We start from the raw sequence: 14,462 nt of genomic DNA on the forward strand, positions 1-14,462 counted from the left end.
GTCAGTTCGCCTCCCGCAGCCGGCGACGGAGATAGACGGCGAGGAGCGCCACGATGATCACGACCATCACGTTGCCGAGGGCCGCCGCGTAGCCGTAGTTGCCGTAGCGGAACGCCTCCTCGTACGCGAAGAGCATCGGCAGCATGGTCTTGCCGCCCGGCCCGCCCGCGGTCAGCACGTAGACCAGGCCGAACGAGTTGAAGTTCCAGATGAAGTCGAGCGAGGTGATCGCCACGACGACCGGCATGATCGCGGGCAGCGTGACGTGCCGGAACCGGTGCCAGGTGCTGGCACCGTCCACGGCGGCCGCCTCGTGCAGCTCGCGCGCGACGCCCTGCAGGCCGGCGAGCAGCACGACCGTGGTCTGCGGCATGCCCGCCCAGACGCCGACGATGATGACGGCGGGCAGGGCGGTGCTGAAGTCGCCGAGCCAGTTCGTCCGCAGCCCGTCGGCGCCGATGCGGTGGAAGAACTCGTTGAGCAGGCCGGCGTCCGGGTGGTAGACGAGCTTCCAGAGGATGCCGACGACGACCGGTGGCATCGCCCACGGCACGACGGCCAGCACCCGCGCCACGCCGCGGAACCTGAGCTGCTGGTTGAGCAGCAGCGCGAGCCCGAGGGCGAGCACGAACTGGAGCACGGTCACGCCGAACGCCCAGAGCAGGCCGATCTTGAACGAGTTCCAGAACAGCTCGTCGGTCAGCAGTTCCTTGTAGTTGTCGAGGCCGGTGAAGTTGGCCTCCACGTTGCGCCCGGCGCGGGCGTCGGTGAAACCGAGGTAGATGCCGCGCAGCAGCGGGAACACCGAGAGCAGCAGCACCGGCAGCAGCGACGGCAGCAGGAGCAGGTAGATGGTGGTGCGGTCACGGCTCCTGGCCCTTCCACCCCGCGCGACGTCGGGCCGTTCCTGGACAGTTGTCACGACGTCACCTCTTCGCGGATCGGTTGGGCGGGCACGGGGGTGCCGCTGGAGGCGCGGACCACGAGGCTGGGTGCGACCTGCGCGCGGCGGGGCGGCAGGGCGGGGTCGTCGATGCGCTGCAGGAGCAGTTCGGCGGCCTTGCGACCACGCTCGGCCGAGCCGAGCGAGACGCTGGAGAGCTGGGGGAACATCATCCGGGCGAGTTCGGTGTCGTCCATGCCGACCAGGGCCACGTCGGTCGGCACGCGCCGGCCGAGAGCGAGCAGCGTGTGCAGCGCGCCGACCGCGATGAGGTCGTTGGCGCAGACGAGGGCGTCGGGTTCCGCGCGGGCGAGCAGGCGCTCCGTGGCTTCCCGGCCGGCCGCGTACTGGAAGTCGCCGACCTCGACCAGGTTCTCGTCGAGCGGGATGCCGTGCCGGGCCAGCGCGGCGCGGAAGCCGGCGTCACGGGCCGCGCCTGGCACGGTGTCGAGCGGGCCGTTGACGAAGCCGATCCGGCGCCGGCCGGTGGCCACGAGGTGGTCGACGGCGAGCGCGATGCCCAGCCGCGAGTCGGTGCGCACGTTGTCCATCGGCGCGTCCTCGGCGAGCTGACCGATCACCACCACGGGTACGGGGCTGTCGGCCAGCGCCGTGAGGTGCTCGGCGGTGACCCGGATCGGCGAGATGATCATGCCGTCCACGTAGCGGTGGGCCAGCCGGCGCAGCAGCGCGGTCTCGTTGTCGATCCGCCCGCCGGTGGCGTGCACGAGCAGTTGCCGCCCCGACTCCGCGACGACGGCCTCGATCGCGCGCATCATCGCCACGTACACCGGGTTGCCGATGTCCTCGACCGCGAGCGCGACGAGCTCGGTGCGCTGCGACTGCAGCGACCGGGCGATCGCGTTGGGCACGTAGCCGACCTCGGCGGCCGCGGCGCGCACCTTGCGCACGGTCTCGGGGCTGCCGCCGACCCCGTTGAGCACCCGGGACGCGGAGGCGATGGAGACACCGGCCCGCGCGGCGACGGTGTGCACCGTCGGCCGGCCATCTGGCTCCTGTAAACGTTTACGACCCACGCCCTGCACCTCCACCCGGTAGCTGTAAACGTTTCCGGGAGTCTGCGCCGAGATCAACGCGGGGGTCAAGCCCTCGTTACGAATACGTTTCCGACCACACCGGACGGTGGTGCGGCGACCACGCTGCGTGTCAGATCGTCACGCCGGCGCGTGCCGCCACGAGTCCTCGGAGTAACGAAACGGCTGCGTAGCGCGCAGGAAGGCGTGGATCGCCGGGAGCAGTCGCTCGGGGTCGGTCTCGTGCGGATAGTGCCCCGCCCGGAGACCCCACGGTGTGGCGCGCGCGGTCCGCGGTAGGGGCGGCGTGGCCAAGCCCAACGTGACCGTTGAGCTTGGCCACGCCGGCCGAAGTCGTTACCGTCGAACAGCCGGCCAGGCCGGAGAACGTGCGACCGCTCGGCCGATGGTTCGAACCCGTCGGCCGGCGACGAGGCATGAGCTGGAGAAGCCGCCGCCTGGTCGAACGTGGTTGGCCTGCCCGGACGGAACAGGCGGCATGCTCGGCATCTCCACGGCGACTACCGCGGACGGGCCGCGGGACAACCACTATGAACGGGCCGCGTCCGCGATCGTGGCCAGCGACGGGACGCGGGACAGCGCGACCCAGAGCGTCGCGAGTGAGATGCCGACCGCGCCGGCGGCCATGGCCGTGAACGGGCCGGCCTGGGTCGCGATCACGCCGCCGGCCGCCGCGCCGACGGGCACCGCGCCCCAGGAGATCAGGCGGTAGGCCGCGTTGACCCGGCCGCGCAGGGCCTTGGGCACGGCCGACTGGCGCAGGCTCACGGCGTGCACGTTGGCGATGCCGATGCCGACGCCCATCACGACGAAGACCGCGCAGAGCAACGGCAGCAGGGCGGCGCCCGCGCGGCCCGCGGCCAGCACCCCGAGCGGCGCGCCGTTGCCGAGGACGAGGCTGACCAGCAGGACCCGGCCGTAGCCGAAGCGGGCGGTGAAGCGGGCGCCGAACCACGCCCCGAGGAACGAGCCCACCCCGCCGGCCGTGAAGACGGCGCCGATCGCGACCGGGCTCAGGTCGGCGTCGCGGACCGCGTACAGCAGCAGGCCCAGCACGAACGCCTCGTTGCACAGGTTGAACGTGGCGGCCTCGCCGAGCAGCGGCCGGACGTAGCGGTGCCGGACGGTGACGCGCAGGCCCGCCACCGCCTCCCGCCAGGCGGAGGTGCGCGGCGGGGCGTCGTCCGGCGGCCCGTCGGCCAGCCTGATCCGGCTCAGGGACACGGCCGAGACGACGTAGCCGAGCGCGTTGAGCAGCAGCGCGACCGGAGCGGTGACGACCTGGACGAGCAGGCCGCCGACCCCGCGACCGCCGATCTCGCTCGCGGACTGGGTCGCGGAGAGCTTGCCGTTGGCGTCGACGAGTCGATCCGGCCCGACCACGCTCGGCAACAGCGCGAAGTCGGCGACCTGGTAGACGACCGTCAGCACCGCGGCGACGAAGACGACCGCGTAGAGCGCCGGCATGCTCGCGAGGCCCGTCCAGGCGGCGACGGGGATCAGCGCGACGAGCAGCGCGCGGCCCACGTCGGCGCCGATCATCAGCCGCAGCCGGGCCCGGCGGAACCGGTCGACCAGCAGCCCGGCCGGCAGCGTGGCCAGCAGGAACGGCAGGAACTGCGCGACCCGCAGCGTGCTCGCCTGCGCGGCCGACGCCGAGAGCGTGACCAGCGCGAACAGCGGCAGCGCGAGCTCGGCGATCTCACTGCCCAGAGTGGACGCCGCCGACCCGCGCCAGAGCCGCCGGAAGTTCACGTCGGACCAGGCCGGGGCGACCGCATCGCGCGTAACCGTTGTCATATCGAAGGAGGTTACGAGTAACCATTGATGGTCGCAAGCCGGTTAGGATGAGCGCCATGTCCGGCGACAACCCGATGGCCGCACCGGGCCGGCTCGAGCTGGTCCGGCGGTTCGTCAACACGCGCGACATCGAGGCCGGCACCGACGCGCTGGCCGACGCCCCCGGGCTGCGGGCCTGGTTGCGCGACGGGGGCCGGACGGTGCAGGCGGTCCGCGGGGTCGACCTGGCCCGGGCCCGTCGCCTGCGCGAGGCGTTGCGGGCGGCGGCGACCGCCAACCACGACCGCGGACCGGTGCCGGCCGAGGCGCTCGCCGCGCTCGACGACGTCGCGGCGCGGGCCCGCGTCACCCTCTCGTTCACCCCCGACCGCGCCTGGCGCGCGCAGGCGCGGGCCGGCGGCGTCGACGGCGCGCTCGGCGATCTCGTCGTCGCGATGACCGAGGCGATGACCGACGGGACGTGGCCGCGGCTCAGGGTCTGCGCGAACGACACCTGCCGCTGGGCCTTCTTCGACACGTCGCGCGCGGGCACGGGCAAGTGGTGCGCGATGCGGCTGTGCGGCAACCGCGCCAAGCAACAGGCCTGGCGCGACCGCCGCGCCGCGGGCCCCGCCCGAGGTTAAGGTGACGTCATGACCCGGGACGAGCTTGTCGCGTACTGCCTGGCCAAGCCGGGCGCGTGGCCGGACGAGCCGTGGGAGGGCGACCAGGTCGCGAAGGTGGGCAGCAAGATCTTCGCGTTCCTCGGCGCCGGGCCGCCGCCCACCGTGGGGCTCAAGTGCGGCGCCAACCGGGAGATCGCCGACGAGTGGCTCACCCGCTATCCCGACTCGGCGGCGGTGATGGCCTACATCGGACGGTCGGGCTGGAACACGCTGACCGTCGGCACCGGCATCCCCGACGACGAGATCCTGGAGGCGATCGACGCCTCGTACGACGCCGTCGTGGCCAAGCTGCCCAAGCGGGAGCGCCCCGTCACGTGACCGGCTCCGGCCACTCGTGGTCGGGCAGCAACTCGCGCAGCGGCGACCACCGGTTGGTGCCCAGCACGACCTCGGTGTCGAGGTTGGCCGGGTGCATCTGCCGGATGAACTCACGGCACCGGCCGCACGGTGGCAGCACGTAGAGGCGGTCGTCGCGCTCGTCCCGCCAGACCGCCACGATCCGGGCGATCCGCTCCTCCCCCGCGGTGACCATCGCGGCGATCGCGCTCGCCTCCGCGCAGAAGCCGGTGCCGCAGGCGGTGTCGATGCAGACCCCGACGTACCGGTTGCCGTCGGCGGTGACCAAGGCGGCGCCGACGTCGCCGACCAGCCGGCCCTGCACCCGGCGCGGCGCCACCACGGCCAGCGCCGCCGCGATCAGCTCTTCGAACTCCATACCTCAGGCTAGGTCGACCGCGGGCGGCCACCGCTTCGAGCGCTTCCGCCGGGTCAGGGTAGGTCACGGGCGAACGGCCAGCGGCGGCCGACCGCGACGTGCGTGATCACCGAGAAGGCGAGCGCGTTGAGGCAGCCGTGCACCACGAACTCGGACGGCTCCACCCGGCCGAACTCCACCGTGCGCGCGTAGGCCGTCAGCACCACGTACAGCACCACCGCCAACGCCGACACCGTCAGCACCGACAACCACTTGTCCATCACCGCCGTGATGTGTGGGCGCACCGCGTTCTCGAACAGCATCGAGACCACCAGGCCCGCCGCGATGAACGCCGCCGCGCCCGCGATGATCTTGCCAGGGCTCACCGCCAGATGGATCAGGGTGTACGTCGCCCAGCCGCCGACCGCCACCGTCGCGTTGGCCACCAGCAGCCGCAGCCAGCGCCGCTTGATCAGGTTGAACGGCCAGCCGCGCCAGGTCACGTAGAGCCACGTCTGCCAGGCGCCCACCGTGACCGTCAGCGCGCCCAGGGCGGCACCGGACATCGGACCGGTCTCGGTGTGCAGCCCGGTGCTGGCCGGCGGGTGCACGTCGACCACGAAGTAGTAGATGAGGACCGCCGCACCCCAGGCCACCAGCCCGGCCAGCAACCCGCCCGGCACCCGGCGCAGCTTGCGCAGCGGCCAGCCCTCGTTGACCAGCGTGAACTGCAGCATCGCCGTGAACGCGGCACCGGCGATCGGCAACGTGCCCGGGAAGGTCGGCAGGCTCCCGGGCGGTGGGTTCGGGTCGAACACGCCGCGCGGGTCGACGCCGCCGCCGGCTATGAACTGGCCGAGGAACGTCAGCCCGACGCCGGCGGCCAGGATGAACAGGGTGTTGAGCCAGCCGGCCAACCAGCGCGGCGCGAGCGCGGTGCCCGGCCAGTCCTCCCACCAGAACGCCACGACGGCGGTCGGCACGAGCGAGAACGTGACGAGCGGGCCGATCACCAGCAGCGACCGGACGGGGCCGTCGAGCGCGAACGCCAGCGCCACCGCGACCGGGACCACCAGCAGCAACCCCGCCAGGCCGAGCCACGGCTGGCGCGCCACGCTCCGCTGTTGGGCGGCGCGGACAGCCGGGTGCAGGTCCTGGGACGGTGTGCTGATGACCGGCCGCTCGGGCAGGGCGGCGGTCGCGCTCACCTCACCCGGGGCCGCCACCGTTCATCACTACCTCCGCGGTCATCGGCAGCTCGTTCATCCGCCGGCCGGTGGCGTGGAAGACCGCGTTGGCGATCGCCGCGGCCGCACCCACCTGGCCGACCTCGCCGACGCCCTTGACGCCCAGCGGGCCGACCACGTCGTCCTCGACCTCCACGAAGTCGACCTGGATGTCGGGGATGTCGGCGTGCACGGGCACCAGGTACTCGCCCAGGTTGTTGAGTGCCCACCGGCCCGACTGGCGGTCGATCTGGTTGCCCTCCAGCAGTGCCTGGCCGAGCCCCCAGAGCATGCCGCCCAGCAGCTGGCTGCGGGCCAGCTTGGGGTTGAGCACGCGGCCGGGGGCGAACACGCCGGTCATCCGGCGCACCCGGACCAGCCCCAGGTCCTTGTCGACGGCCACCTCGGCGAACTGCGCGCCGAAGGTGAGCAGCCCGTGCGGGGTGTCCATGCCGGGCGGCGTCCAGCTGCCCAGCGCCTCCATGTCGAGCAGCCGGTTGCGCTGCAGCAGGTCCGCGTAGGACTCGCCGATGGACGGGTCCAGAGTGGACGTCATCCGGCCGTCGGCCACCTTGACCGAGCTCGGCGAGAGCCCGTGCAGCGGCGACTTCCCGTCGTTGACGGCGTGCGCGATCAGGTCGTTGCGCAGGGTCGTGGCCGCGTTGTGCACGGCCGACGACTGCATGGTCGCCCCCATCGAGCCCACGGCCGACGTGGTGTTGGGCAGGTCGGTGTCGCCCGCCTCGAACCGCAGCACGTCCATGTCGACGCCGAGCCCGTCCGCGCCGACCTGGGACATCGAGGTCGTGACGCCGATGCCGAACTCCTGCGCGCTGGTCTGGATGACCACGCTGCCGTCGTGGAAGATCCGGGCCCGGGCGTGCTGCACCGGCATCATGAACGCGACCGGGTAGCCGGCGCCGGCGACGCCCGTACCGATGAGGTCGTTGCCTTCCTGCCGTGTCCCCGGTGTCGGGTCGCGGCCGGCCCAGCCGAACAGGTCGGCGCCGCGGCGCAGGCAGTCCGCCATGCCGTCGCTGGACCACGGGTTGCCGTGGTTGTCGACCGGCGGATGGTTCATGATCCGCAACTCGATCGGGTCCATCCCCAACTCGTACGCGAGCCGGTCCATCGCCGTCTCCAGCGTGAACGAGCCGAGCGACTCGCCGGGTGCCCGGGTGAACGTCGGCGTCATCGTGTTGCCATGGATGAGCTGGTGGTCGCCGAGGTAGTTGTCGCAGCCGTAGATCTGCGTCGACACGCCGGTCGCCGGCTCGGCCCAGTCGTCGAACGGCGAGGTCACCGAGAGCTTCCGGTGCCGGATCGCGGTCAGCCGGCCGTCCCGGCCCGCACCCAGCGTGATCCGCTGCTCCTGCTCCTCGCGGTGCCCGTTGGAGGTGAAGCTCTGCGGCCGGGTCAGCGCGAGCCGCACCGGGCGGCCCACGTGCCGCGCGGCCATCGCGGCCAGCGTCACGTGCGGCCAGACCATCGCCTTCGACCCGAACCCGCCGCCGACGAAGTGGGTGATCACGCGGACGTCGCTGAGCGGGATGCCCAGCAGCGACGCGACCGTGAGCTGGCTGGCCCGTACGCCCATCGTGGAGTCCCAGAGGGTGACCCGGTCGCCGTCCCACTGCGCCGTCGTCACCGACGTCTCCAGCGGGTTGTGGTGGTTGGCGGCGAAGTGGTACGTGGCGTCGACGGTCACCTCGGCCGCGGCCAGGGCACCCTCCACGTCGCCCCGCTCGTCCGTCGCCGGCATCAGCCCGCCGAACAGCGTCTTCGCCTGGGTCGCCGAGGCCCGCCCGTCCGCGATCGTCGCCACGGGAACGCCCGGCTCGTAGGTGATGTCGAGCAGCGCCGCGGCGTGCGCGGCCGCCTCCTCCGAGTCGGCGACCACGAGGGCGACCGGCTGTCCCCAGTAGTGCACGACGTCGTCCTGCATCGGGAAGAAGCTCTCCCCCGGCGCCGGCTGGCCGGCCAGCGACGGGATCAGCCGCGGCTGGTTCGCGACCTTCGGCGTGTTGCGGTGCGTCATGATGCCGAAGACGCCGCCCGCCGCCCGGGCCGCCGTCTCGTCGATCGACACGACCCGGCCGTTGGCCACCGCGGCACCCACGATCAGCCCGTACGCGAGGCCGGGCAGCACGATCTCGCCGCAGTAGCGACCCGTCCCGGTGACCTTGTCCGGCCCGTCGACACGGTTCACCGGCTTGCCCACGACGGGGCTCATGAGGTCACCTCGCTCAGCTCCCGGACGATCGCCCGCTTGGCGAACGTCACCATGAACTCGTTCATCGGCGTCGTCCGCGCGTCGGCGAACTCGGCGTCGGCGGCCGCGGCGAAGTTCTCGGGCGTCGCGGGCCGGCCGATCAGCGCCTCCTCCGCGCGGTGCGCCCGCCAGGGCACGGTGCCGACGCCGCCGAGGGCCAGCCGCAGCTCGGCGACGTTGCCGGCGTCGTCGACCCGCATGGCCGAGAAGACCGAGACCAGGGCGAACTCGTACGAGGCGCGGTCGCGGTGCTTGACGTAGCGGGACGTGCGGGCGACCGGGAGGGCCGGCACGTCGATCGCGACGATCAGCTCGCCGTGCGCGAGCGGGTGCTCGATGCTCGGCGTGTCCGCGGGCCGCAGGAAGAAGCGCTCGATCGGGATGGCGTTCGTACCGTCGGGCCCGATCGTCCGGATCATCGCGTCCAACGCCACGAGCGCCACCGCGACGTCCGACGGGTGGGTGGCGATGCACTGCTCCGACGTGCCGAGCACCGCGTGCCCACGGTTGATCCCGGTCAGCGCCGAGCAGCCGCTGCCGGGCTCGCGCTTGTTGCACGGCGACTGGCCGTCGCGGAAGTACGAGCACCGCGTCCGCTGGCACATGTTGCCGCCCATCGACGCCATGTTGCGTAGCTGTTCGGACGCGCCCAGCAGGAGCGCCTGCGACATGCCGGGGTACCGCTCGACGATGCGCGGCGCCCGGGCCACGTCGCTCATCCGGGCCATCGCGCCGATCCGTACGCCGCCGTCGTCGACGTCCTCGAGATAGGTCAGCGGCAGGTCGTTGACGTCGACCAGCAGCGTGGGCTGCACGACGTTGAGCCGCAGCAGGTCGATCTCCGTGGTGCCGCCGGCCAGGAACGCGCTGTCGGGATGGCTGCTGACGGCGGCCACCGCCTCGTCGATCGACCCGGCCCGGAAGAACGTGATCGGTCGCATCGTCATCAGCCCCCGTCGTCGGCGTCGCGCACCTCGCGGATCGCCGCGTGGATGTTCGGGTACGCCTGGCAGCGGCAGATGTTGCCGCTCATGTGCTCCGCGATGTCGGCGTCGGTCGTCGCGTTGCCCTCGCGGAGCAGCGCGATCGCCGACATGATCTGCCCGGGCGTGCAGTAGCCGCACTGGAAGGCGTCATGGTCGATGAACGCCTGCTGCATCGGGTGCAACTCGCCGTCCTGCGCGATCCCCTCGATCGTGGCGATCTGGTGCCCCTCGCAGGAGTACGCCAGGGTCAGGCAGGACAGCACCCTGCGGCCGTCCATCCAGACCGTGCAGGCGCCGCAGGTGCCCTGGTCACAGCCCTTCTTCGTGCCGGTCATGTCGAGGTGGTCGCGCAGCGCGTCCAGCAGGCTGACGCGTGGTTCCAGCTCGATCGCGTACGTCGCGCCGTTGACGTCGAGGGTGACCGGCTCGCCCCGCGGTCCCCGCAGGCCCGTTTCCGCGGGCGCGGTCGACTGGTTGATTGCCATCGCTCGCTCCTCGGCTCGCTCGCCAGAGTTTCAGCATCGCGAAGGCCGCGCGCGGGACGCGGGCGATCGGGGAATCCCGCGTGCTATCGGGCGAGAAGCGTGTCCAGGGGCACGCTGGGGTCGGCGAGCCGGTCGAGGTCGACATCCTGGCCGCTGTAGCCGGCCCGCACGAGTTTCTGGATATCGTCCTGGACGTCCCATATGTTGACGTTCATCCCCGCGAGCACGTGGCGCTGCCGGGTCCAGAACACCATGAACTCCGGCGTCTTGCCCTCCACGATGGACGGATCGCCGCGGAACACCACCCGGTCGTAGCCGCTGCGCGGGAACCAGCCGGCCAGCTCCATGCCGAGGTCGTACTGATCCGTGAAGAAATAGGGCAGGCGGTCGTACGAGACGTCCTGGCCGAGCATCGACCGGGCCGCGGCCGGGCCGCCGTTGAGCGCGTTGGCCCAGTGCTCGACCCGGACGTGCCGGTGGAACAGCGGGTGGTACGCGGACGCGACGTCGCCGCAGGCGTAGATGTCGGGGTCGCTGGTGCGCAGCGCGGCGTCGACCACCACGCCGTCGTCGACCCGCAGGCCGGCGTCGCGGGCCAACTCGACCTCGGGCGTGATGCCGACCGCGATCAGCACCGCCGACGCCGGCACCTCGGTGTTGTCGTCGAGCACGGCGTGGGTGAGCCGGTCACCGATCCCACCCAGCTCGCGCACCTGGGTGTCGAACCGGAACGTCACCCCGTGCGCCTCGTGCAGGGCGCGGAAGACGGTGCCGACCTCGTCGCCCAGGACGTGCCGCAGCGGCGCGCGGTCGTTCTCGACGACGGTCACGTCGCAGCCGAACGTCCGCGCGGCGGCGGCGATCTCGAGGCCGATCCAGCCGGCGCCGATCACCACCACCGGGTCGCCCGCGCGCAGCGTCGCGCCCAACGCCTCGGACTGCTCGATCGTGCGCAGGCGGTGGATCCGCGGACCCTCGCCGCCGGGCAGGTCGAGGGTGCGCGGTGTCGAGCCGGTGGCCAGCAGCAGCTTGGTGTAGCCGAGGGTCTCGCCGCCGTCGAGCGTCACCGTGTGCGCGGCGGGGTCGACCGCGGTGACCACGGTGCCCGTCCGCAGCTCGATCCGTTGCCGGTCGTACCACTCCTGGTCGTGCGGGAAGGCCTTCCCGCGCTCGTCCTTGCCGAGCAGATAGCCCTTGGACAGCGGCGGCCGCTCGTAGGGAAGCTGGGGCTCCCGGCCGATCAGCACGACGCGCCCGTCGAAGCCCTCGGCGCGCAGCGTCTCGGCGGCCCGGGCGCCGGCCAGCGACGCGCCCACGATCACGAACACCGGCTCGGTCGTCATTCGGACAGTCAACCAGAAACCACGCTCCGTGGCGTTTTATGCGGTGCGGTGTCCTCGGGCGGTGGCTAGCGTCCGACGCATGACGCAGACGACGGAAGAGTTCGCCGACCGCATGTTCCGCAGCGCCCTCGGCACCGCCGAGCTGCTCTCGGTCTACCTCGGCGACCGGCTCGGCTGGTACCGCGCGCTCGCCGAGGGCGGCCCGGCCGACGCCGCGGCGCTGGTGGAACGGGCCGGCGGCACGCGCCGGTACGCGCACGAGTGGCTGCAGCAGCAGGCGTCCTACGGCATCCTGACCGCCACGGGCGACGGCCGGTTCGCGCTGCCCGCGGGTGCCGCCGAGGTCCTCACCGACACCGGCAGCCTCAACTACCTCGCGCCGCTCGCCCGCACCTTCGCGGCGGCGGCGATCCAGCTCCCGGCCCTGGTCGCGGCCTACCGGGACGGTGGCGGGGTCGGCTGGGCGGCGTACGGCACCGAGATGCGCGAGGCGCAGGCCGACGCCAACCGGCCCTGGTTCGAGCGCGAGCTCGCGGGCGCGCTGGCCGGCGTCGCCCACCTGGACGCGGCGCTGCGCCGGCCGGGCGCCCGGATCGCCGACGTCGGCTGCGGCGGCGGCTGGTCGTCGATCGCGCTCGCCCGGGCCTACCCGGAGGCCACCGTCGACGGCTTCGACGTCGACAAGCCGTCGGTGGCCCTGGCCAACGCCAACGCCAAGGCGGCGGGGCTGCGCGACCGGGTGGCCTTCCACGAGGTCGACGCCGGCGGCGGGCTGCCCGGCGACGGCGGCTACGACGCGGCGTTCGCGTTCGAGTGCGTCCACGACCTGCCCCGCCCGGCCCAGGTGCTGGCGGCCGTCCGCGGCGCGGTCCGCCCCGGCGCGCCGGTGGTCGTGATGGACGAGGCGGTCGCCGAGTCGTTCCAGGCGCCCGGCGACGACGTCGAACGGCTGATGTACGGGTTCAGCACGCTGGTCTGCCTGCCTGACAGCATGACCGACCCGGAGTCGGTGGGCACCGGCACCGTGATGCGCCCGGACACGCTGCGCGACTACGCCCGGGCGGCCGGCTTCGCCGACGTCGAGGTGTTGCCGATCACGGATTTCGGCTTCTTCCGCTTCTACCAGCTGACCCACTGACGGGTGTGGGCGCAGTCATACTCAGACTGAGCACAACCGGCGCTACCGTCGACGCGGGGAGTTTTGGGCTCCGCTTGTAACGGGGGAAGTGAGCCGGAATGAACGCACCAACGCTCGAGATCCAGGCCGCGGAAGTCGCGCGGGAGGTCGACGGGCCGGTCCTGCTGCCGGGCGACGAGGACTTCGCCCGCGAGACCTCGGCCTTCAACATCAACGCCGTCATGCGGCCCGCGCTCGTGGTCGGCGCCACCGGCGCCCGGGACGTCCAGGCCGCCGTCTCGTTCGCGGACCGGCACGGCCTTCCGGTCGCGGTGCGCGGCGCCGGCCACCAGGTCGTCCAGGCCGGGGCCGGCGCCGTGCTGGTCAACACCTCGCGGATGGACGACGTCGCGATCGACGCGGCCGCCCGGGTCGCCCGGGTCGGCGCCGGCGCCCGCTGGCACGACGTGGTCGAGGCCGCGGCGCGGGTCGGGCTGGCGCCGATGAACGGCTCCGCGCCGTCGGTCGGCGTCGTGGGCTACACCCTGGGCGGCGGGCAGAGCCCGGTGCTCGGGCGGTCGCTCGGGTACGCCGCCGACCACGTGCGCCGCGTCGAGATCGTGACCGCCGACGGCGCGCTGCGGACGGCGTCGGCCGAGACCGAACCCGACCTGTTCTGGGCGGTCCGGGGCGGCAAGGGGAACTACGGCGTGGTCACCGCGCTGGAGTTCGACCTGTTCCCGGTCACGTCGTTCTACGGCGGCGGGATCTACTACTCGGGCGAGTGGCTCGCCGACCTGCTCGCCATGTGGCGGGACTGGGCGCCGACGCTGCCCGAGGAGGCCACCACCTCGGTGGCCGTGCAGCGCCTGCCGGACCTCCCGGACCTGCCGGAGCCTTTGCGCGGCGCGTTCGTCGTGCACCTGCGGTTCGCGTACGTGGGTCCGGCGGCCGAGGGCGAACGCCTGCTCGCGCCGATGCGGGCGGCCGCGCCGGCGCTGCTCGACGCGGTGGCCGAGCAGCCGTACGCCAACGTCGGGTTCATCCACATGGACCCGCCGGACCCGATGCCCTACCACGACCGGACCACCTCGCTGTGGGACCTGACGCCCGAGGCCGTGGCCACGCTGGTCGAGCTGACCGGGCCGGAGTCGGACTGCCCGCTCGTCAACGTCGAGATCCGCGCGCTCGGCGGCGCGCTCGACCGGGAGCCCGCCGTGCCCAACGCCGTACCGACCCGGGGTGTCCCGTTCGTGCTCTTCGGTTTCGGCCTCGGCGGGCCCGAGCAGGCCGGGCGGATGGGCGGCTACCTCGACGAGATCGTCCACCGGCTCGCGCCGTGGAGCGTCGAAGGCCGCAAGATGGTCAACTTCCTGTCACCGGACGAGGCGACCACGCCGGAGGCACTGCGGGCGGTGTACGGATCGCAGCGGTACGCGCGCCTCACCGAGATCAAGAAGGCGTACGACCCGACGAACATGTTCCGCGTCAACCACAACATCCAGCCCGTCTAGGTATACCTAGGCCGGTCCGGGGGTCGGCTAAGGAGGGTGGGCGCCCCGCGGTTAGGGAATCACTCCCGATGTCGCGGGGCGCCCGGCCGCACAGGATTGAACCTGTCGAACGAGAACGACAGGAGATCCGCGATGTACCAGCACCCCGACCTGATGCTCACCGTGGCACACGAACACCAGCGCGACCTGATCGCCGAGGCCGACCGCAAGCGGCTGTTCGGGCGGATCACCCGGCGCCGCCACCCGCGCGGCCGGGGCGGCGCACACCGGGAGCCCTCCAGACAGGTGCGCCTGACGCCGGGCGCGTTCGCGGTGCGCGCGCAGGCGATCGGCGCGTTGGCACTGCGCGACCTGCCGGGGCA

General features: G+C 72.7%; 14 protein-coding genes. 5 read left to right on the top strand and 9 right to left on the bottom strand.

What is annotated here, in order from left to right:
- Nucleotide 1: 1 nt before the first annotated feature.
- The 3 genes from Asi02nite_RS17310 to Asi02nite_RS17320 all read right to left on the bottom strand — a co-directional run bounded on the left by Asi02nite_RS17310 (nt 2) and on the right by Asi02nite_RS17320 (nt 3,798).
- Nucleotides 2-922 carry a carbohydrate ABC transporter permease gene (locus Asi02nite_RS17310; protein ID WP_203714108.1) on the bottom strand — a complete coding sequence of 307 codons (921 nt, stop codon included), beginning with the start codon at nt 920-922 and terminating at the stop codon, nt 2-4.
- Nucleotides 919-1,980 carry a LacI family DNA-binding transcriptional regulator gene (locus Asi02nite_RS17315; RefSeq protein WP_239126774.1) on the bottom strand — a complete coding sequence of 354 codons (1,062 nt, stop codon included), beginning with the start codon at nt 1,978-1,980 and terminating at the stop codon, nt 919-921. The genes Asi02nite_RS17310 and Asi02nite_RS17315 overlap by 4 nt, the downstream gene beginning before the upstream one ends.
- Before the next feature lie 546 nt (nt 1,981-2,526).
- On the bottom strand, nt 2,527-3,798 hold the full coding sequence (locus Asi02nite_RS17320; protein WP_203714110.1) for an MFS transporter: 1,272 nt from the start codon (nt 3,796-3,798) through the stop codon (nt 2,527-2,529).
- A gap of 56 nt (nt 3,799-3,854) precedes the next feature.
- Between Asi02nite_RS17320 and Asi02nite_RS17325 the strand changes: the two genes are divergently transcribed.
- A complete protein-coding gene (locus tag Asi02nite_RS17325; protein ID WP_203714111.1) occupies nt 3,855-4,421 on the top strand; it encodes a CGNR zinc finger domain-containing protein in 567 nt (188 codons plus the stop codon).
- Between the two features lie 9 nt (nt 4,422-4,430).
- Complete coding sequence (locus tag Asi02nite_RS17330) at nt 4,431-4,781, top strand: MmcQ/YjbR family DNA-binding protein (RefSeq protein WP_203714112.1); 351 nt, start codon at nt 4,431-4,433, stop codon at nt 4,779-4,781.
- On the opposite strand, the gene Asi02nite_RS17335 is transcribed toward Asi02nite_RS17330, so the two are convergent.
- The 6 genes from Asi02nite_RS17335 to Asi02nite_RS17360 form a co-directional block, all read right to left on the bottom strand.
- On the bottom strand, nt 4,774-5,178 hold the full coding sequence (locus Asi02nite_RS17335; protein ID WP_203714113.1) for a cytidine deaminase family protein: 405 nt from the start codon (nt 5,176-5,178) through the stop codon (nt 4,774-4,776). The genes Asi02nite_RS17330 and Asi02nite_RS17335 overlap by 8 nt on opposite strands.
- 53 nt (nt 5,179-5,231) lie before the next feature.
- The gene (locus Asi02nite_RS17340; RefSeq protein ID WP_203714114.1) at nt 5,232-6,365 is read right to left on the bottom strand and encodes a hypothetical protein; all 1,134 of its coding nucleotides are present in this window, start codon (nt 6,363-6,365) and stop codon (nt 5,232-5,234) included.
- Between the two features lies 1 nt (nt 6,366).
- Nucleotides 6,367-8,616, bottom strand: coding sequence for a xanthine dehydrogenase family protein molybdopterin-binding subunit (locus Asi02nite_RS17345; RefSeq protein ID WP_203714115.1), 2,250 nt, complete (start codon nt 8,614-8,616; stop codon nt 6,367-6,369).
- Entirely contained in the window at nt 8,613-9,602 is a 990-nt protein-coding gene (locus Asi02nite_RS17350; RefSeq protein WP_239126775.1) for an FAD binding domain-containing protein, read from the bottom strand. The genes Asi02nite_RS17345 and Asi02nite_RS17350 overlap by 4 nt, the downstream gene beginning before the upstream one ends.
- Complete coding sequence (locus tag Asi02nite_RS17355) at nt 9,602-10,126, bottom strand: (2Fe-2S)-binding protein (RefSeq protein ID WP_203714116.1); 525 nt, start codon at nt 10,124-10,126, stop codon at nt 9,602-9,604. The genes Asi02nite_RS17350 and Asi02nite_RS17355 overlap by 1 nt, the downstream gene beginning before the upstream one ends.
- Before the next feature lie 83 nt (nt 10,127-10,209).
- Nucleotides 10,210-11,469: an NAD(P)/FAD-dependent oxidoreductase gene (locus Asi02nite_RS17360; RefSeq protein ID WP_203714117.1), complete on the bottom strand. Its 1,260-nt coding sequence runs from the start codon at nt 11,467-11,469 to the stop codon at nt 10,210-10,212.
- A gap of 79 nt (nt 11,470-11,548) precedes the next feature.
- On the opposite strand from Asi02nite_RS17360, the gene Asi02nite_RS17365 reads away from it, so the two are divergent.
- From Asi02nite_RS17365 to Asi02nite_RS17375, 3 genes are all read left to right on the top strand, one after another.
- Complete coding sequence (locus tag Asi02nite_RS17365; protein ID WP_203714118.1) at nt 11,549-12,607, top strand: class I SAM-dependent methyltransferase; 1,059 nt, start codon at nt 11,549-11,551, stop codon at nt 12,605-12,607.
- Nucleotides 12,608-12,705: 98 nt separating this feature from the next.
- On the top strand, nt 12,706-14,100 hold the full coding sequence (locus Asi02nite_RS17370) for an FAD-binding oxidoreductase (RefSeq protein WP_203714120.1): 1,395 nt from the start codon (nt 12,706-12,708) through the stop codon (nt 14,098-14,100).
- Between the two features lie 132 nt (nt 14,101-14,232).
- Nucleotides 14,233-14,462: hypothetical protein (locus Asi02nite_RS17375; RefSeq protein WP_203714121.1), on the top strand; the 230-nt coding region annotated here is incomplete at its 3' end.

This window comes from Asanoa siamensis (genome assembly GCF_016862555.1).
Lineage (GTDB): Bacteria > Actinomycetota > Actinomycetes > Mycobacteriales > Micromonosporaceae > Asanoa > Asanoa siamensis.

What these genes read in the sequence shown, in the direction of transcription:
- Asi02nite_RS17325 (WP_203714111.1), top strand. Translation starts at nt 3,855, where the DNA reads ATGTCCGGCGACAACCCGATGGCCGCACCGGGCCGGCTCGAGCTGGTC.
- Asi02nite_RS17345 (WP_203714115.1), bottom strand. Translation starts at nt 8,616, where the DNA reads ATGAGCCCCGTCGTGGGCAAGCCGGTGAACCGTGTCGACGGGCCGGAC.
- Asi02nite_RS17330 (WP_203714112.1), top strand. Translation starts at nt 4,431, where the DNA reads ATGACCCGGGACGAGCTTGTCGCGTACTGCCTGGCCAAGCCGGGCGCG.
- Asi02nite_RS17370 (WP_203714120.1), top strand. Translation starts at nt 12,706, where the DNA reads ATGAACGCACCAACGCTCGAGATCCAGGCCGCGGAAGTCGCGCGGGAG.
- Asi02nite_RS17350 (WP_239126775.1), bottom strand. Translation starts at nt 9,602, where the DNA reads ATGACGATGCGACCGATCACGTTCTTCCGGGCCGGGTCGATCGACGAG.
- Asi02nite_RS17335 (WP_203714113.1), bottom strand. Translation starts at nt 5,178, where the DNA reads ATGGAGTTCGAAGAGCTGATCGCGGCGGCGCTGGCCGTGGTGGCGCCG.
- Asi02nite_RS17355 (WP_203714116.1), bottom strand. Translation starts at nt 10,126, where the DNA reads ATGGCAATCAACCAGTCGACCGCGCCCGCGGAAACGGGCCTGCGGGGA.
- Asi02nite_RS17360 (WP_203714117.1), bottom strand. Translation starts at nt 11,469, where the DNA reads ATGACGACCGAGCCGGTGTTCGTGATCGTGGGCGCGTCGCTGGCCGGC.
- Asi02nite_RS17365 (WP_203714118.1), top strand. Translation starts at nt 11,549, where the DNA reads ATGACGCAGACGACGGAAGAGTTCGCCGACCGCATGTTCCGCAGCGCC.
- Asi02nite_RS17320 (WP_203714110.1), bottom strand. Translation starts at nt 3,798, where the DNA reads ATGACAACGGTTACGCGCGATGCGGTCGCCCCGGCCTGGTCCGACGTG.